The 18,707-nt window shown below is 34.2% G+C and carries 20 protein-coding genes; 11 read left to right on the top strand and 9 right to left on the bottom strand.

Annotated elements, in window-relative coordinates; translation table 11 throughout:
• Positions 1–177: 177 nt before the first annotated feature.
• From AC0UBM_RS00965 to AC0UBM_RS00980, 4 genes are all read right to left on the bottom strand, one after another.
• Positions 178–1,875 carry an amidohydrolase gene (locus tag AC0UBM_RS00965; RefSeq protein WP_475687279.1) on the bottom strand — a complete coding sequence of 566 codons (1,698 nt, stop codon included), beginning with the start codon at positions 1,873–1,875 and terminating at the stop codon, positions 178–180.
• Between the two features lie 281 nt (positions 1,876–2,156).
• A complete protein-coding gene (locus AC0UBM_RS00970; RefSeq protein WP_414034995.1) occupies positions 2,157–2,732 on the bottom strand; it encodes a Crp/Fnr family transcriptional regulator in 576 nt (191 codons plus the stop codon).
• A complete protein-coding gene (ribB, locus tag AC0UBM_RS00975; protein WP_475687280.1) occupies positions 2,733–3,395 on the bottom strand; it encodes a 3,4-dihydroxy-2-butanone-4-phosphate synthase in 663 nt (220 codons plus the stop codon).
• 161 nt (positions 3,396–3,556) lie between these two features.
• Positions 3,557–4,216 (bottom strand): hypothetical protein, encoded by a 660-nt coding sequence (locus AC0UBM_RS00980; RefSeq protein WP_475687281.1) that lies wholly within the window; start codon positions 4,214–4,216, stop codon positions 3,557–3,559.
• A gap of 531 nt (positions 4,217–4,747) precedes the next feature.
• Here AC0UBM_RS00980 and gntA point away from each other — a divergent pair.
• Both gntA and AC0UBM_RS00990 read left to right on the top strand, forming a co-directional pair.
• Positions 4,748–5,425, top strand: a complete 678-nt coding sequence (gene gntA / locus AC0UBM_RS00985; RefSeq protein WP_475687282.1) for a guanitoxin biosynthesis heme-dependent pre-guanitoxin N-hydroxylase GntA — start codon at positions 4,748–4,750, stop codon at positions 5,423–5,425.
• 11 nt (positions 5,426–5,436) lie between these two features.
• Positions 5,437–6,024 (top strand): DUF1989 domain-containing protein, encoded by a 588-nt coding sequence (locus AC0UBM_RS00990; RefSeq protein ID WP_475687892.1) that lies wholly within the window; start codon positions 5,437–5,439, stop codon positions 6,022–6,024.
• A gap of 591 nt (positions 6,025–6,615) precedes the next feature.
• Here the strand turns inward: AC0UBM_RS00990 and hemG are convergent.
• On the bottom strand, positions 6,616–7,161 hold the full coding sequence (hemG, locus tag AC0UBM_RS00995; protein ID WP_475687283.1) for a menaquinone-dependent protoporphyrinogen IX dehydrogenase: 546 nt from the start codon (positions 7,159–7,161) through the stop codon (positions 6,616–6,618).
• Between the two features lie 217 nt (positions 7,162–7,378).
• Here hemG and AC0UBM_RS01000 point away from each other — a divergent pair, with 217 nt between their 5' ends.
• Both AC0UBM_RS01000 and AC0UBM_RS01005 read left to right on the top strand, forming a co-directional pair.
• Complete coding sequence (locus AC0UBM_RS01000; RefSeq protein ID WP_475687284.1) at positions 7,379–8,176, top strand: TIGR00266 family protein; 798 nt, start codon at positions 7,379–7,381, stop codon at positions 8,174–8,176.
• A 136-nt stretch (positions 8,177–8,312) separates the two neighbouring features.
• Positions 8,313–8,510 (top strand): hypothetical protein, encoded by a 198-nt coding sequence (locus tag AC0UBM_RS01005; RefSeq protein WP_475687285.1) that lies wholly within the window; start codon positions 8,313–8,315, stop codon positions 8,508–8,510.
• 59 nt (positions 8,511–8,569) lie between these two features.
• Here the strand turns inward: AC0UBM_RS01005 and AC0UBM_RS01010 are convergent, their stop codons facing one another.
• A complete protein-coding gene (locus tag AC0UBM_RS01010) occupies positions 8,570–9,514 on the bottom strand; it encodes a LysR substrate-binding domain-containing protein (protein ID WP_434036388.1) in 945 nt (314 codons plus the stop codon).
• 101 nt (positions 9,515–9,615) lie between these two features.
• Between AC0UBM_RS01010 and AC0UBM_RS01015 the strand changes: the two genes are divergently transcribed.
• From AC0UBM_RS01015 to AC0UBM_RS01025, 3 genes are all read left to right on the top strand, one after another.
• Positions 9,616–10,098, top strand: a complete 483-nt coding sequence (locus AC0UBM_RS01015) for a Dps family protein (protein WP_414034988.1) — start codon at positions 9,616–9,618, stop codon at positions 10,096–10,098.
• A 139-nt stretch (positions 10,099–10,237) separates the two neighbouring features.
• Positions 10,238–10,864, top strand: coding sequence for a trimeric intracellular cation channel family protein (locus AC0UBM_RS01020; protein ID WP_414034987.1), 627 nt, complete (start codon positions 10,238–10,240; stop codon positions 10,862–10,864).
• Positions 10,865–11,088: 224 nt separating this feature from the next.
• A complete protein-coding gene (locus AC0UBM_RS01025) occupies positions 11,089–11,700 on the top strand; it encodes a trimeric intracellular cation channel family protein (protein WP_414034986.1) in 612 nt (203 codons plus the stop codon).
• Here the strand turns inward: AC0UBM_RS01025 and AC0UBM_RS01030 are convergent.
• Positions 11,693–12,406, bottom strand: coding sequence for a peptidylprolyl isomerase (locus tag AC0UBM_RS01030; protein ID WP_475687286.1), 714 nt, complete (start codon positions 12,404–12,406; stop codon positions 11,693–11,695). The genes AC0UBM_RS01025 and AC0UBM_RS01030 overlap by 8 nt on opposite strands.
• A 2-nt stretch (positions 12,407–12,408) precedes the next feature.
• On the opposite strand from AC0UBM_RS01030, the gene AC0UBM_RS01035 reads away from it, so the two are divergent.
• Both AC0UBM_RS01035 and AC0UBM_RS01040 read left to right on the top strand, forming a co-directional pair.
• Positions 12,409–13,056: an NUDIX hydrolase gene (locus AC0UBM_RS01035; RefSeq protein WP_475687287.1), complete on the top strand. Its 648-nt coding sequence runs from the start codon at positions 12,409–12,411 to the stop codon at positions 13,054–13,056.
• 42 nt (positions 13,057–13,098) lie between these two features.
• Positions 13,099–13,902 (top strand): lysophospholipid acyltransferase family protein, encoded by an 804-nt coding sequence (locus AC0UBM_RS01040; RefSeq protein ID WP_475687288.1) that lies wholly within the window; start codon positions 13,099–13,101, stop codon positions 13,900–13,902.
• Position 13,903: 1 nt separating this feature from the next.
• Here the strand turns inward: AC0UBM_RS01040 and AC0UBM_RS01045 are convergent, their stop codons facing one another.
• Together AC0UBM_RS01045 and AC0UBM_RS01050 are read right to left on the bottom strand one after the other, a co-directional pair.
• Complete coding sequence (locus AC0UBM_RS01045; protein ID WP_475687289.1) at positions 13,904–14,548, bottom strand: hypothetical protein; 645 nt, start codon at positions 14,546–14,548, stop codon at positions 13,904–13,906.
• A 4-nt stretch (positions 14,549–14,552) separates the two neighbouring features.
• Complete coding sequence (locus AC0UBM_RS01050) at positions 14,553–15,047, bottom strand: RNA polymerase sigma factor (RefSeq protein WP_382383511.1); 495 nt, start codon at positions 15,045–15,047, stop codon at positions 14,553–14,555.
• 732 nt (positions 15,048–15,779) lie between these two features.
• On the opposite strand from AC0UBM_RS01050, the gene AC0UBM_RS01055 reads away from it, so the two are divergent.
• Both AC0UBM_RS01055 and AC0UBM_RS01060 read left to right on the top strand, forming a co-directional pair.
• Positions 15,780–17,942 carry a TonB-dependent receptor gene (locus AC0UBM_RS01055; RefSeq protein ID WP_475687290.1) on the top strand — a complete coding sequence of 721 codons (2,163 nt, stop codon included), beginning with the start codon at positions 15,780–15,782 and terminating at the stop codon, positions 17,940–17,942.
• 128 nt (positions 17,943–18,070) lie between these two features.
• Complete coding sequence (locus tag AC0UBM_RS01060; protein WP_475687291.1) at positions 18,071–18,691, top strand: tetratricopeptide repeat protein; 621 nt, start codon at positions 18,071–18,073, stop codon at positions 18,689–18,691.
• The last annotated feature ends 16 nt before the right edge of the window (positions 18,692–18,707 follow it).

Here is an 18,707-nt window from a genome sequence, read left to right on the forward strand (position 1 = left end):
TAATCCTTAAATAAATTTATAAATTAAATGGAATTAGATACCATTATTCTATTTCTTAATGTTTTACAATCTAAAGATAAAAGGAATGGTGTTTTATTGGATGCATTAACGGTGTTTTTTAGTACGCTTTTAACACACAAGATAATAAATCTTGTAAAGCCCATAAATAGTTGAGTGCTATCTTATAAAAACTGTTTGGCCTTCTTTAATGGTTTCAACTACCTGAATGTCTTTTATGGTATCCGGTGCTACCTTCAACGGATTTTTATCTAAAATAACCAGATCGGCTAACTTTCCTGCTTCTAAAGTTCCTTTACGGTCTTCTTCAAAATGCTGATAAGCCGACCAAATAGTAATGGCTTTTAAGGCTTCGAAAGGCGTCAGGCGCTCGCTTTCCCCAATAATCTGTCCCGATCGGGATGTGCGTTGTACAGCAGTCCAAACCACACGCATTAAATTAGGCAACGCTACGGGCGCATCTGTATGAATAGTAATATTTAGACCTTTGCTAAGTGCTGTTCTTACGGGGCTAATTCTGTTTCCCAAAGAATCTCCAATTATTTCCTTATGCCAATCGCCCCAATAAAAGGTGTGTAGCGGAAATAAGGATGTAATTACATTTAATTCTTTAAAGGCGTCTAACTGGTCGTCTCTAATATATTGTCCATGAATTAAAACATTTCTGCGATTGTCGTTACCATATTTTTCTGCTAATGGTTTCATGGTTCGTATCATCTGATCCATTGCAGCATCACCATTAGCATGTGTTAAAATCTGATAATTATTTGCAAAAGCTTTCTCGTAAATGGCTGTAACTTCATCGTCACTGGTAAACGCGGGATATCCCAAATAGTTTTTATCGGTACCGGCAGGGGGTAACAAATAAGGAATCGTTCTCCACGCTGTTCGACCTTGTGGAGAGCCGTCCAAAGTAATTTTCATGCCGCCAACACGATAATGTTTTGTGTAGTTTTTAGAATACCATTTAGATTCTAAAGCTTCGGTAAACATATAGTCCATGTAAGACACTACATCTAGTTTAAAGAAATCGGTTTCGGCAAATTCGGCGAGCAGATTGTGTTGCTCCATAGCACGCCCTTCTTGAGCGGTAGTATAACCATAAGATAAAGCCATTTCTTGACCAGCGGTCATAAACAACATTAAAGCTTCTTTAGAGGCAGGTGTTAAGGCTTTAGCATATAACGGAATCGCAGCTAATTCTTCTAAAACCCCATTGGGCTCGGTAGAATTTGGCATTCTTCTAATTAAACCTCCTTCAGGATTTTTACTAGCAGCTGTTATTTCTAATAATTCGAGAGCTTTAGAGTTCAACGACGCAAAATGACCAGAAATATGAATAATCATAATAGGTGTTCCTGTACTCACTTGGTCTAGATCTTCCTTGGTGGGGAAACGTTTTTCTTGAAGTACAGAGTCGTCAAATCCCATACCAAATATCCAGCCGGTAAGCGCTCTGTTTTCGGGCGTATTCCAGGTTTTAAGAATCTCTATGAGTTTAGGGATATCGTTTGCTTCGGCATCGGGTGAAGGTAATATTTGAGCCCCAATGGCCTGGGCCGAGAAGCTTCCAAAATGGGCATGACCATCAATAAATCCTGGTAGTAGCGTTTTTCCTTCAAGATTAATCATTTTATGTCCCTGACCAGCAATTTCCATAGCTTTACTTGACTCACCAGCAAATTCTATGTTTCCATCTCTCACAACCAATGCATCTACATAAACAGGTGTTTCTCCAGTCATCGTAACAATGTCTCCACCAAAATAAACCGAAGCTGAATTTTCTTCTTGGCTTTTCTTGTTTTCATTACAAGAACACAGAATTAGTCCTATAATTAATAGTAAGTAGTTTTTCATCTTGTTACATTTTTTTAAGTCCTATATCCCCATAGTTCTAGATGAATTATAACATTTAGACGGTTAGCTTATTACCTAAGGAATTGGTATTTGTAATCTAAAGATAAATGTAATTTAATTGCATTGTACAGATTTATTACCTTTTTTACGATGCTTTTAAGATGACATCCGATTAATGCTTCCCAACACGTGTAAGAATATGCGATGGTTAATTGAATGAAGATCTAATTTTGGCTAACTCTGCTTTCTATTTTATTTTTAAAGTGGTGGTGAGGTTTTTCTCAGATTTTAGATTTTATTCTACTCAGTGTTTCTTGAGATATATTAATGTAAGAAGCCACTATTTTATTCGGCAAACGCTTAACAATATTAGGGTTAATTTTAAATAATTGTTTATAACGCTCGGAGGCATCTAGAGTGGTAAACGAGATTAATCTTTTAGAATTATTCACGTAAGCCTTTTCTAAATAGATGCTATAAAAATCTTTCCATTTGGGAACAATCGTCATCAGATGTCTAAAGTCGTCGTGGGTAATGTATAACAGTTCACTATTTTCGACGACTTGTATGGTTTCTTGTGCAGGTTCATTTGTTATAAAGCTGACCAGTTCTGTTGCAAACTGATTTTCGAAAGCAATATAACGCGTTACGTCTTTCCCTTCTTCGTTTATATAAAATAGTCTTAAGCACCCTTTTTTTACAAAATAACTCACCTGACTATTCTTTCCATGGGAAAGTAAAATGTCGTTTTTGTTTTTCTTTATGGTTTTAAAATAAGGCAAGACAATTTTTAAATCGTCGTCTTCAATATCAATATTCTTCTTTATAAAAGTAGTGAGTGCCGTGTAATCTGCCATTTATTTGTAGTCTCTTACAAATTTACGATAATGGATGATATCTTGAATGGATAGCACCATCAAATTGTGCTCATATGCAAATTCTATAATCGTGTCTGTTTTTGCCATTGTACCATCGTCGTTCATTAATTCGCACAATACGGCTTCAGGTTTTAGTCCTGCTAATTTCATTAAATCTACGCTACCTTCAGTATGACCTTTTCTTTCTAAGACACCATTATTTTTAGCACGTAACGGAAAGATATGTCCGGGTTTCGCTAAATCCTTGCTTGTCGCATATTTGTGCGAAGCCACTTGAATGGTAGTTAGTCTATCTTTAGCCGAAACGCCTGTAGTTACGCCTTGTTTTGCTTCTATAGAAATGGTAAAAGGGGTTTGGAAACTACTGGTGTTTTCTTGAACCATATAAGGCAAGTTAAGTAAATCTGCTTTTTCATTTGTTAGACAAAGACATACAATTCCACTACATTTTCTAATCATAAGTGCCATTTGGGTAGTTGTCATAGCATGCGCAGAGAATACTAAATCGCCTTCATTTTCTCGGTCTTCATCATCCATTAAAATAACTCCATTTCCATTTTGAAGATGGATTAATGCTTGTTCTAAGCGTTCTTTGCTGTCTGTATTTATAGTTTGTAATGTCTCTAATTCTGTAAGTACCATTTTAAAATATAATTAATATTAAGATGGCAAAATTAGTGTTGTCTGCGGTGAAAGCCTTTGATGTAAGTCAATAAAATCACCGATTTAAAAACTCTTGCTCCAATTAAAGATTAGTAGGTTGTAGTTTTAATTGTAAGATGTAAAGAATAGGTGTTGTGTTATTAATTTTTAATGTAGTCGTTTACAGGTTTTGGCTTGATTTTTCTTTTCCAATAAATAATGTAAAACGTTCCTAACACTGTTGGTAAGGTCCACGCAATTAAACTACCTAGACCTAAACCTGCAATAATAAAGGCGGTAATAGATGCGATTAAGGCTCCAATCATTTTTCCGATATGAGATATTAACCAAGCATTTTTGTTCCGCTTTGTGTTATTATAAAATTTAAAATCTTTTATGGTTAGCAATAAACCAAAACCACCAAAGAACAGATATAACACGCTTAAAGGAACACCAGTTAATAATCCATATATACCTAGAATGATCATAATGCTCGAAAATAAAAACATGCCTCCAGAAACAACTTGGTCAATCAAGTCGGCTTTGTCTTTCTTCTTAAAAGTTAAAGCTCTATTTCCAGCCAATACTAGATATATGGTAAATAAACCAATTAAAAATAGAAATAGATTTTCGTGTTTTGGCATCCAAGATATCGGAATAGAAATTACCGAACTACCTATCATTCCAAAAGAGAATAAATGTCCCATTTGTTTATGTAACCTACTTCCTTTCTTAACGATAACACTTCCAATTCCGGTAATTAATCCAAGGCCTCCAAAGCATGCATGAATATAAATCAAAATTTTAATTGTTGCTTCCATGTGTTTTAATTGAGTTTAACGATTTAAAATTAAGATTATAATGTAGGAGTCAGGAGGTTTAAAATTCTGAATTGTCGATTTTTAGTGATGAGTTGTTTAAATGATTAGTACCCGTTATATTAGGCGTTTAATAGTTTTACTATTTTCTACAACTTTTTAAACAAACCTACCCCGACGTCTTTTTTTAAGTCTCAACTTGTGGTTGCCGAAGTATTTTGCCTTCTTCTTTAATTATATCCTTAACTATTTTAATTGATCTGCCTTCGTTTTTTTCCGAGCTAGCATAAGTTATAAAATTTATACGATTCGACAGACTGACTTACAGACTAGTTTTTTTATAAAAAGATGCCAGTCTATAAGCGCAAACCCTAATTATATAGTATTTGTTTTACGCTAATTTATAATCTGATTGAGTTTATTGATGTTTTACCAAAGCCATAATTTAGCCGTACTAATTTTTAATGCACTCTACTTGTTTCAGTTATTTATAGTACGATAAGTGGTTTGTGTTTTAAAACAAATATTATCAATATGGACTCTATACTTAGTAATACGTTATCGAAAACGGAAGCTATTGAAGCCGACTTTAAGGATTTTATACTAAAGCAAAAGCATCCTTGCGTTATGGCTAAAACCGTGTTTTTAATGGAAAAATATCATTTAAAAACATATAATAGTATAAAAGCAGAAGAGAGTGCTGTGGCCCTTTTAGAAGATTTAGAGCGTTATATAAATCAGTATGATTTCGATTCTAATGAATTTGAATCTTTTATAGCTGTTTTTCCGAATGATACATTCTACACCGAAATTGAATTTGAGAACGCGCTTTGGAAATTTCTGCAACGATTACACCAATTAGACGATAAGGATTGGGATCCATCGGTAAGTGATAATCCAGAGGATTCTAATTTTAGTTTCAGCCTTAAAGGTCGAGCTTTTTACATAGTAGGTTTACATCCTAATAGTTCCAGAATCGCACGACAAAGTCCGCAACCGACTATAGTATTTAACTTGCATTGGCAATTCGAAAAACTAAGAGATATGGGGACGTATAAGCGCGTGAAAAAACGCATTAGAAAACGAGATAAAAAACTACAAGGTACCATAAATCCTGTTTTAAAAGATTTTGGAAACGATACAGAAACCAAGCAATATAGTGGTAGACAAGTAGAAGGGGATTGGAAATGTCCTTTTCATTCAAAAAGTTAATAATTATGACGATGTTACATATAATTGAAGAACAAAGCGGAAAGGCCGTGCGCTTAAAAAAAGGCGATATCCTAAAAGTAATCGACCCTCAAGGGATGCAAGTAAGCGATATGGTGCTTTTTAACGCTAACGATTTAAAAGAGAAAATATCTTCTGGTAAAACACTAGATTTCGAAGAATCCATTTTACTCTCTACGGGCAATTTTTTATGGAGTAATAGATCTCATAAAATGATGAAGATTTTAGAAGACACTAACGGGAGAAACGATTTTTTGTTAGCGCCTTGTAGTGCTGAAACCTTTAAGATTATGTACAACAATCCGGAGTATCATCCGAGTTGTTTAGAAAACTTGACTAAGAATCTAGGGCCTTTTGGTATCGAGCAAGACGACATACCAACGGCGTTCAATATTTTTATGAATGTGCAGTTTGATAATCACGGAAAGCTTTCTGTACTACCGCCTACATCTAAAGCTGGGGACTATGTAACTTTTGAAGCTCAAATGGATTTACTAGTTTGCTTAACGGCATGTTCGGCAGAAGATAGTAATGGAGGATCGTTTAAACCCATTCATTTTGAGGTAAGTTCTCCGAATTAATTCGGTTTGATGGGCTAGTAGATTATGATATTCAAATAGTGTTTGTTTTTATGATTTTTCCCGATGCAATACAGTTTTATAATCTGTAATACGTTTTAAGATGCTAAAAGGACAGAATATTTGTCCATTTTAAAATAAACATAATTAGTACGGTTATACCCGTACTGCCATATATTAAGCCTTCCCAGTAAAAGGTTCTTTTACCGTAAAGTTTTCTTATTTTTTCGCTATAGGCTTTCTTGTAAGGCCCAACAGTAACCTTCCAATAAATAAAAAGGACGATTAAAAAAATTAAGACAGTTATTCCTATGATCCAACTTTTATCCATCTTGAAGTTTTAGTTTATGTTTTTCTGTGTTGCATTAAATTACTAAATCAACGCTTGGAAAAGATACGATATTTTGATTATACAACGGGTAGAAAATTTATAATAGAGAATACCAAATTTTGTTATTATAAAGGAGAAGGTGAGTTTATGTACAACTATAAACATAATTCTTAAATGGTGTAGGTTCAGGTTATTCTACTCAATTGATTAGGACTTTTTTACAATTTCTAATATGAGCTACCATATAAACCGTGTGAGAACGCCTAATTCAAGGTAATTTTGTAATCTTCGGATATTCTTGAACTAAAATCATTTACTCTTTTCCAATCTGTAAACTCTATGGGTTTGTCCGATTTTGTTGGTCCATGAGTTAGTTTCATAATTAATCTAATCATGATCCTATCTGTCCAAGGATAGGATTTATAGTCTAATTTTCCTGCAAAAACGTCTAAGTAATCAGGTTTCCATTGCGTTTTATTTATAAATTTAAGGAGATAAGGATTTGTAGTAGGAGAATTTTTATTGTCGTTTCTTGCAACTAGATTAACCGAGAAAAAGGCGGTCCTTATTTTTTGTAAATAGTCTTTGTGCTTCGACACAAATTCATAAATACGCGCATTGTGTTTGCCGTATCTTATACTTGCACCAATAATTAAGGTATGAAATTTATACACGTCGACATTAAAATCTTCAATCGAGCATAGCTTTGTGCTTATGTGTCTCTCTGTAAAATTGGCACTTAACTTTTCGCAAATCTTTTTAGTTTGTCCATCTACAGAAGAATATATTATTCCGATATGTTGTTCCATAATATAATTTTCATAGCTGCATTTTTGACGTATAGTTTGATCTAAAATAGGGTTACAATTTAAAATTGAATTCACTCAGATTTTGGATATTTCCCTGTTGTTACTCTATAACTTAAAGGTAACGAAAATGGAGTTTTATTACTATTTTTAAGTCATGATTTGTAACAAAAATTAATTTATATCCACATATAAGTTATAACCTCTAATTTTAAATATTATGAAAGCACACGAAATAGATTATCGTATTTATGGTGAAGAAATGCAATATGTAGTAATTGAACTGGACCAAAATGAAGGCGTGGTTGCCGAAGCGGGAAGTTTTATGATGATGCATGAAGGCATTAAAATGGAAACCATATTTGGAGATGGTTCTACAGAAAATACTGGTTTTTTAGATTCTATTTTCGGAGCAGGTAAACGCTTGCTAACTGGTGAAAGTTTATTTATGACGGCTTTTTATAATACCTATCCAGGTAAACGCTCTGTATCTTTTGCATCGCCATATCCTGGTAAAATTTTAGCGGTAGATTTGTCTCAGTTTGGAGGGAAAGTAATTTGCCAGAAAGATGCTTTTTTATGTGCAGCGAAAGGAGTAAGTGTAGGTATAGAGTTTTCTAAACGACTAGGACGTGGATTATTTGGGGGCGAAGGATTTATAATGCAAAAATTAGAGGGCGATGGGATGGCTTTTGTACATGCAGGAGGAACGCTAGCTACAAAACATTTAAAAGCTGGAGAAAAATTACGTGTAGATACAGGTTGTATTGTAGGTTTTACTAAAGATGTAGATTACGATATCGAATTTATAGGTGGCATTAAGAATACAGTTTTTGGAGGAGAAGGTTTGTTTTTTGCCACGCTTACCGGTCCAGGAACAGTTTATGTACAATCTTTACCCTTTAGTCGTTTGGCCGGTCGTGTGCTATCTGCTTTACCTAGAGGTAATAATAAAAAAGGTGAGGGTAGTGTGCTAGGCGGTCTTGGCGATTTGCTGAATGGAGATAACAGATTTTAACAATTTAATTTTTGTTTTAAGACAATGTTAACATTTTAATATCTAAATTTATTGAAAATTGAAAACGTTGTAGTTACTTGTTTTATAGTGTCTATGTGTTTTAAGAATAAACTAAATTCAATTAAATTATAAACCTATGGCTAGAGCAATGTTCGAGTATACCAAGACTATACTTAGTAAAGTTAGTTTTGATACTGTGTTGTTTTGCAAAGAAGTACAAAAAGCTCTTCAACGCTTATTACCTTACGAGATAGAAGAGTTAAAGATTTTTATAGAATCGATGATACAGCAAAACCCGGAATTAAATAAATGCCTTGTGTATTTAAAAACATAATAAAAAAAGCAACTAGTTCTAGTTGCTTTTTTTATGCGTTTATTTTTGTGACATTCTTGTTATTTCTTTTTGGTTAAAGGGCTAACAATTTTTACATTTTGGAATGCTATAGCACCACGAATTACACCAGAAATTATAGATTGTAAGGCTTCAATAATATGAATCTTTAATTCACTTTTGTGATAAATTAAACTGACTTCTCTTGCGGGAGAGGGTTCATTAAAGAATTTTAAGTTTTTCTGAGCGTTTTCGCTTAAGTCTAGGGTGTGTAAATATGGCAATAGCGTCATGCCCAAACCTTCGTTAGAAAGTTTTATAAGGGTTTCAATACTACCACTTTCTATTTGGAAATCATCATCGGTATGTTGTTTAAATGCTTTGCACACGTTTAAAATGTTGTTTCTAAAACAGTGGCCATCTTCTAACAATAACATATCGTCTACATCCAGATCGCTAGCATCTAATTTAGTCGCTTGTCCTAAACGGTGTTTTTCTGGAACATAAGCCACAAAGGGTTCAAAATATAAAATGCGTTCTTTAATATTTTCAGATTCTAAAGGCGTCGCAGCAATGGCAGCGTCTAAATGCCCTTCGTTTAATCTAGAGATAATTTCTTCAGTGGTTAATTCTTCAATAATAAGCTTAACTTTTGGGTGCTTTTTTAAGAAGTTGTTTAAAAACATCGGTAAAAGTGTAGGCATTACAGTCGGAATAATCCCTAACTTAAATTCACCACCAATAAAACCTTTTTGCTGATCTACGATATCTTGGATTCGATTGGACTCGTTTACTATATTTTTGGCTTGATTTACAATTTTAGCTCCAACCTCGGTCAGTTCTATTGGTTTTTTACCACGGTCAAAAATAAGAACATCCAATTCGTCTTCCAGTTTCTGAATCTGCATACTTAACGTTGGTTGCGTTACAAAACATTTCTCTGCCGCTTTGGTAAAGTTTTGATTTTCAGCAACCGCTAAGACATAATATAATTGTGTAATCGTCATGGTATAAATTTAGACTATAAAATTATAAAATCAATCAATGTAATTGATTATTAGTTGTGTTAATAATTGGCTAAATTTGAATAAACAAAAATACATACATTATGGGACTTAATATATTAGGATTAGATTCAGAAAAAACTAAAGATTTAGCTTCAGATTTAAATAGTTTATTAGCTAATTTTCAAACTTATTATCAGAATTTAAGAGGTATTCACTGGAATATTAAAGGGAAACAATTCTTTGAATTGCACGTTAAATTCGAAGAGTTATATACCGATGCTAATGTTAAAGTAGACGAAATTGCAGAACGTGTGTTAACTTTAGGTGAAACGCCGTTACATACATTTGCAGATTATTCGGAAGTATCTAAAGTGCCAGTAGGTAAAAACGTTTCAGGAGATGAAAAAGCAGTGGAACTAATTGTAAATTCATTATCTGTACTATTGAAAATTGAACGTGATATTTTAGATAAATCTGATGAAGCAGGCGATGAAGGAACAAACTCTATGATGAGTGACTTTATTACAGAACAAGAGAAAACCATCTGGATGATGAAAGCTTGGTTAGGTGAAACGACCGTATAATATTCATAAATTAATTTATATTAAACCGCCTTTTTTTGCTTAAAAAACAAAAGAAGGCGGTTTTTTTAATTTTTATACAAAAACATACCGTAAATTTCTAAAATGAAATAGTATATTCGCGGCCGCAAATAAATATGTTATGTTACACGCTATTGATTTATTAGGAGTTATAGCCTTTTCTATATCAGGGGTTTTAGTGGCCTTAAGTAAGCGCATGGATCTATTTGGTATATTAATTATTGCCTTTGTAACCGCTACTGGTGGTGGAACAATGCGAGATATTTTAATAGGAGCAACACCTGTATTTTGGATGATTAATCCAGAGTACGTATACCTTATTTTAATCGGTACCATATTTGCTACTTTTTTTAGAAAAAAAATCGATTATTTACGGACTTCACTTTTCCTATTCGATACCATTGGAATTGGATTATATACAATTATCGGAATAGAAAAAGGACTTATGGCTGGATTGTCTACACCTATTTGCATTGCTTTAGGAACAATTACAGCTTGTTTTGGAGGAGTAATTCGAGATATTTTATGTAACGAAATTCCCGTAATTTTTAGAAGAGAAATTTATGCAACCGCATGTATTATGGGCGGTATCGCTTTCTTTGTGTTAAAATCGTTACCAATAGACGAGGATTATGTACTGTTGGGATCCGGAATTTTAGTCATCATTATCCGTTTAATTGCTGTGCGATTTACCATTAGCTTGCCTAGCTTGTACAGAAATGAAGACGACGACGAACTTAATTTATAGTCCACAGTTCATACAAAGACACATAAGAGGTAACACAGTGAGTACATTTGCTTTATGAGCTTGTTCTAAGTGTATTACCTTAAATACGATTAAGTATGGTAGCGAAACTGCCATAACCAAGCCCTTTAGAATTCTATTTAAAGGGCTTTTTTAGGCCTTAAATTTTGTAATTAAGTTTTTAATCCTAACCTTGTATTAAGACTAAATACTTAATCCGATTTCTTATGTTTTTTATTATTGATGTTTTAGGAACTATTGCGTTCGCAATCTCTGGCGTTTTAGTCGCTATGAATAAACGTATGGACGCTTTTGGAATTTTAATTATTGCCTGCGTCACAGCGATAGGAGGCGGTACTTTACGAGATTTACTTATTGGAAATACACCGGTGTCCTGGATGCAAAACATGACTTATGTGTACGTTGTTTTGGGCTCTACTGTTTTTGCTATCGTTTTAAGAAATAAAATAGATTATCTAAGAACACATTTGTTTTTATTCGATACTATTGGTATTGGATTATATACCTTAGTAGGAATCGATAAAGGGCTTAGTGAAGGCTTGCATCCCATAATATGTATTGCCTTAGGTACCATGACGGCATGCTTTGGAGGCGTTATGCGCGATATTTTGTGTAACGAAATTCCCGTTATATTTAGAAAGGAAATTTATGCTACAGCTTGTATAATGGGAGGAGTAGCGTATTTCCTATTGCGGAAACTACCCATACAAGAAGACTATGTGTTTTTAAGCTCCGGGTTAATCGTAATTATATTTAGACTTTTAGCTGTGCGTTTTAAGATTAGTTTGCCTAGCTTTTACAGAGACGAAATTAGTTAATAATTTCTACTTTTTCTATATATACGTTTTGCAAGGGCCACTCTCTATTGTCGGTTTCGACTTCAGAAATGGCATCAACCACATCCATACCACGCGTTACTTTTCCAAAAATGGTGTAGCTCCCGTCTAAATGGTGTGCTCCATGAGGGGCTTGTACTATAAAAAATTCGTAAGGCGAAGCTAATTTGTGTGGATTTTCAATTTCACTACTTGGCATAGATATTACGCCACGTTCGTGCGTGAAGCCTCGATTTTGATCGGTAGGCAATAGGTATTTACCAATTTTTACACGTCGTTGGGCAATATCTTCATCGTCGGTGCTTCCTCCTTGAATGATAAAGTTTTTTACAACTCTATAAAATTGGGTGTTTGTAAAATAGTTTTGCTTGGTTAGAAAAATGAAATTAGCACGGTGGAATTTGGTCTCATTAAAAAGCAAGATTTCAATAACACCTTTACTTGTAGTCATTCTAATTTTATTCTCTTTATTTTCCTTTTCATAATGAAGAAAAAACTCCATCGCATTATCGTCGGTTAAAACGGGGAATTCACGCTCGTCTTTAACAGGGGCTTTATTAGTATCTGTTTTTGACTTATTTTCTGTGCTTTTTTCGATAGGAGGTTTTGTGGTATTATTTTTTTTAGAATTTGTATCTTCACAATTAAATAGAAAAAGAAATAAACAACAGTATACTAAGAATCTCATAAATGAATTTTGATGATTTTAAAAAGTTAAGACCAAAAATAGAAAATATACCGCTTCCAGCCGAAGCATCCCAGGTTAAAATGTCTCCTTCCTTTCGAGAAAACCTGACTGCAGATCGAAAAGTAATGATTAAAACGGCAAGAAAAGCAGCAGTCATGGCTTTATTTTATCCGAATAAGGCGCATGAAACTATGTTGGTATTAATTCTAAGAAACACGTATAAAGGCGTGCATTCGGCTCAGATTGGTTTTCCTGGTGGTAAGTTAGAACCCGAAGACTCCTCGCTTAAAACAGCGGCTATTCGAGAAACTTTCGAAGAAGTTGGTGTGCCCGAAAAACACATTGAAGTATGGAGAGAAATTACCGATATTTATATTGAACCTAGTCACTTTATCGTGCAACCCTTTATTGGAATCGCAGAAAAAACACCGAAATTTATAAAACAAGATGCAGAGGTCGACGCAATTATTGAAGTCCCTCTAACCGAGTTTCTAAATGAAAAATGTGTTGTGACTAAAACAGTAACAACATCTTACACTTCAAAAATAGAAGTTCCTGCATTTGTTTTTCAAGGCTATGTGGTGTGGGGAGCCACAGCCATGATGCTAAGTGAAGTAAAAGACATTTTAAAAGAAGTGTGTTATCCTTGACTTTTTCCTACATTTGCTTAATTATAAAAAATAGAAAACATCATGGGATTGTTGAAACGAAATCCTTTCGGACATATACTTTTATTCAAAAAATGGATTATCAGATTTCTAGGAATCATAACCCATAGACGATTTAGAGGGTTTAATGAACTTCAAATAGAAGGATCCGAAGTCATTAAAAATTTGCCACATAATAACGTGCTATTTATTTCTAACCACCAAACGTATTTTGCAGATGTGGTTGCCATGTTTCACGTGTTTAATGCTAGTTTAAGTGGGAGAGAAGACTCTATAAAAAACATTGGATACATTTGGCATCCTAAATTAAACTTGTATTATGTGGCGGCTAAAGAGACCATGAAAGCAGGTTTATTACCAAAGATTTTTGCTTATGCAGGTTCTATTAGTATCGAGCGTACATGGCGAGCAGAAGGTAAGGATGTTAATAGACAGGTTAAGATGAGTGATATATCTAGTATTGCTACAGCTTTAAAAGATGGTTGGGTCATTACCTTTCCGCAGGGTACAACTACGCCGTTTAAACCCATTAGAAAAGGTACAGCGCATATTATAAAACGATACGAGCCAATAGTGGTTCCTGTGGTTATAGACGGTTTTAGACGATCTTTCGATAAAAAAGGACTTCGTATTAAGAAAAAGAATATTCTTCAGTCTATAGAGATTAAAGCGCCCTTAGAAATCGATTATAAAAATGATACCATTGATAGTATCGTTGAAAAAATTGAATATTCTATAGAGCAACATCCGTCATTCTTAAAAGTGCTTACTAAAAAGCAAATTGAAGAAATGGAAGAATTAAATAAGCAAAGAAAATATAACGTCTAGGTTATAAATCTATCTTTTTTAACTCGTTGTAGTTTTTATTTAAACGCTTTAGGAGAATTCCGTAAATAAGATAATAAAACCCAAGTAACAACCCGATAGTTACCGCTAATATCGCGCAGGTGCCTAATATTATTTTAAAATATAATAGGGCCTCATCGCCGTTGGCAGTGGCTATATTTATTTTTGAGATTAAGACTTCGTCTTGTTGAAACTCGATAATTAATACGGTAATTGTAGATATTACAATAAACACCAGATTAAATAAAACATAGTGTTTTACTGTACGTCGGGTTTTTAAGATGTTTTCCATCAGTATTTTAGCGTTATCTGTAGTTGATATCTTTCTGTAGTTTGTATAGAATAGATAAAAGAAATAAAACAGGATGGCGTAGCTTAGTACCATAAGCACGTTTAAAGCTGTTCCTGCACTTGTTTCCTTTATTCTAATCATATCATCGGTATCTTTTATACCTAAGGAAATAATCGTCCAAAAAGAGAACTCTAATAAGCTTATAATAAAAATCCATTTCACGATAGAAGAGGATTTTTTCAAGATCATTTTGTATATATCGTTGTAGGACAGTTTAGGGAAATTCTGATTTTCCTTCTTATTCCAGTCTTTTTTTAAAATATCTAATGCATCCATTGGGTTACGGATTTAAAATAGTTCTTAACTTCGTTTTTACACGATTCATCTTCACTCTAGCATTCACTTCGCTAATTCCCATAGTTTCGCTAATCTCTTTGTAATTTTTGTCTTCTAAATACAAGAAAACAAGCGCTTTTTCAATGTCGTTTAATTGTTTAACAGCACTGTAAAGCAGTTTTAACTGCTCCTCTTCGGTGTCGTCGTATTCTTCAGCTTTTATTCTAAATTGTACGGTATCGAAATCTTGAGTTTCAACTCTTCTTTTAGATTTTCGGTATAAGGTAATGGCTGTGTTTAATCCAATACGATACATCCAAGTACTAAATTTTGCATCGCCACGAAACTTAGGGTAGGCTTTCCAAAGTTGAATGGTAATCTCTTGAAATAAATCGTTGTGAGCATCGTAATCGTTCGTGTATAATCTGCACACTTTATGAACGATGTTTTGATGCTCTTCAAGCAGTTTAATAAAATTATGTTCTTGCTCTTTATTCAAGTCGAAAGGTTAGTTAAGGTATTAGTGTCTTATCTCTCTGATTTGTTACAAGTGTAATGAAAATTGATTGGTTTACGATCGGATTAATGTAGAATTTCTACGTCTGATATTATAAATTCTAAGAGGATTATCAAAGCTTATTTTTATTTCAAACAATAATTTAAGGCGAAATTAACTGTTGGTTTGTATTAAATTAATTGTTTATGTTGTGTGTTTTATTCTATTGGATTTAAGTTTATTGTGTTTTTCAATAGGTATTGTCTATGGTTCTTTTTTTTAGGTGTTTAAGTTTGTTGAGGACTGTTCACACGTAAACTAAAAGAGAGCTAACATTTTTAATCTAATTAATGATTTATAACCAATGCAGGTCACCTAAAATACTGATAATTTTTAAGCCCATAACCTGCCGTGCTTTAATATCGTGAGCTGGTTTTTTCTTCACTTTTACTTTTAAAACGATCGGTGAATGATGTAAAGTATTCCAAAATATGCCAGTTTTAAATGGATTTTAAAGGTGTGCATTTCATGAGAAAAATGTATAAAAAGGAAGTTGAATATCGAAGTGGGAACAATGAGAAAAATATCGCGTGCTGATGCTTAACGTGAAGTTTGAAAACAATAAAAGACGTGCACTATCAATTCATCCTTGAAATATAACAGTTGGGTAGGCTTTAGTTTTTAAACGGTAGTATCTGTTTCATTTTTGTATGACTAATTATAACCAATCAAAACATGAAACAATTACAAAGTCTTCTTATTATAATGTGCTTATTCACTCTAAACCAAGTGTGCGCTCAGACCTTGATTTCTGGTCGTGTTACGGATGCTAAACAGAATCCTATCGCAGGTGCTAATGTGTATTTAGAAGGGTCTTACGATGGCGGAACTAGCGATGCATCGGGAACATTTAGTTTTAAAACGATTGAAACGGGCGCTCAAATTCTTATTGTATCGTTTATAAGCTTTGAGACCTACCGTAAAGCCGGAGATGTTTCCAATTTTCAGGATGTTGAAATAAAATTGCGTGAAGATGTCAATGCCTTAGATGCTGTGGTGCTTTCGGCAGGAACGTTTTCTGCGGGAGACAATAGTAAAGTCAATGCCTTGTCGTCTTTAGATGTGGTTACAACGGCTAGTGCTTTAGGCGATTTTGTAGGTGCTTTGCAAACTCTGCCAGGAACCACAACGGTTGCCGAAGATGGACGGTTGTTTGTTAGAGGTGGAGAAGCTAATGAAACACAGATTTTTATAGATGGTATTCGCGTTTTTACACCTTATACGCCAACGGCTAATAATGTGCCAACACGTGGGCGATATTCGCCGTTTTTGTTCGATGGTATTACCTTTTCAACAGGTGGGTATTCTGCCGAATACGGCCAGGCCTTGTCTAGCGTGTTATTGTTAAACACCATTGATGAACCGGAACAAAACAAAACAGATATAGGATTAATGTCGGTTGGAGGCGCTCTTGGTCATACCAAAAAGTGGGAAAAAAGCGCGCTGAGTGTTAATGCATCTTATATGAATTTAGGACCGTATATCTCGCTATTTCCAGGGAGAAACGATTGGGAAAAACCATATCAGAGTTTCTCTGGAGAAGCTGTGTTTCGCAAAAAGATGAATAAAGGGCTGTTTAAATTGTATACGGCTTACGAGCTTAGTGACTTTGAGTTAACTCAGGAGCATATCGATTATGAAGATGGCGTTAATTATAAACTGAATAACAAAAACCTATATGTAAACACGTCTTATCAAGGAAAACTGAATGCGAATTGGTCTGTATTTGCAGGCGGAAGTTATACTAATAATAAATCAGATATACATATTGAATCGGATGAGATCGATAATTTAGAACATGCAATACACGCCAAAGTAGCCTTGAAATATCGTTTTAATAATCGGTATAAATTAAACTTTGGAGCCGAACAATTGTTCTCCAATTTCGATGAATCGTTTAAGGCGATTAATACAAATTCGGAGTCGTATGGATTTGATAATTCCATCTCCGCATCCTTTGTAGAGGCCGATATGATTTTTACAAAAAAGTTAGCTTTAAAAGCAGGATTACGCGGAGAATATAGTGCGCTTTTTAAGACGTTCGATGTGGCACCTCGTATATCTTTAGCTTATAAGGTAGCGTCTAAAAGTCAGGTGTCTTTAGCTTACGGTTCCTTTTATCAGAATCCGAATAATGATATTTTAAAGTTTAATCAAGTTATTGATTCAGAAGAATCTAGTCATTATTTGTTAAACTATCAGTTAAATGGAGAGGGGCGTCTCTTTCGTGCAGAAGCTTACTTTAAAGACTATCGTAATTTAATAAAATACGATACCGAATATGCGAGTTATAATAGCGTGTTTACCAATAATGGCTCGGGTTACGCCAAAGGATTCGATTTGTTTTTTAGAGATGATAAAATCCTTAGGAATTTTGACTATTGGGTGAGTTATTCCTACTTAGATACGGAACGCGATTATCTGAATTATCCAATAGCAGCACAACCTAATTTTGCCAATTCTCATAACTTTTCTGTAGTAGGAAAATATTGGGTAGACGATTGGAAAAGTCAGATTGGTTTTAGTTACAGTTTGGCTTCTGGACGTACTTACACCAATCCAAATGAAACGGGTTTTTTTAACAATAAAACCAAAGCATATAACAATTTAAGTCTGAATTGGGCGTATTTAATCAGTCCGCAAAAAATTCTGTATCTATCAGTAAATAATGTGCTCGATTTTAAGAATGTTAATGGTTACCAATATGCCAGTACCCCAAATAGTAATGGCGTTTATAATAGCAGGGCCTTAACGCCGGCTAGCGATCAGTTCTTTTTTGTAGGCTTCTTTTGGACGATTAGCGATAACGGCACAGACAATCAATTAGATAATTTATAGGAATTTTATTGTGAAATGATGGCATCTTACGGTTCATCATACAAAAACTACAGTTCGGTATTTCGTTTTTTAGAAACCAAGACGTTACATAGATATTTGCTTTATAATAATTAATCAACCAAAACAATATGAAACATTTAATTCTTTTAATCGTGCTTTTAGTGAATACAGTAACTAACGCACAGTCCAATTTTGAAACCGGTATGCAAAAGGCTTTTGCATTATGGCAAGACAATAAACAAGCAGAAGCAGAACAACTTTTCGAGCGTATTGCAACTGCCGAACCTGACCAATGGTTGCCTAATTACTACGTGGCGCAATTAAACAGCTTAAAGAGTTGGTCGGAGAAAGATGAAACGGTGCTTAAAGCTAATTTAGACAAGGCACAGGAGTATTTAAACACTGCAAAAGGTATAAGTCCTAATAATGCCGATATCATGGTGTTACAGGCTCAAATTTACACCAATTGGGTAGTGTTCGACGGGATGACTTACGGGATGAAGTATTCTTCTAAAATTACAGAACTGTATAATAAAGCATATGCATTGGCTCCAGAAAATCCGATGGTAGTTTTAGGGAAAGCAGAATGGGCTATGGGAAGTGCTAAGTATTTCGGACAAGACACGGCGCCGTTTTGTAAGGATATAGCGCATGCATTAGAACTTTTTGTTAACTTTAAACCGGAATCTGCATTTCATCCTAAATGGGGAGAAGAACGCGCTAAGCACGTGTTGGCATCATGTAAATAATTAGAACGAGGATCTT

Source organism: Formosa sp. F44, assembly GCF_056238645.1.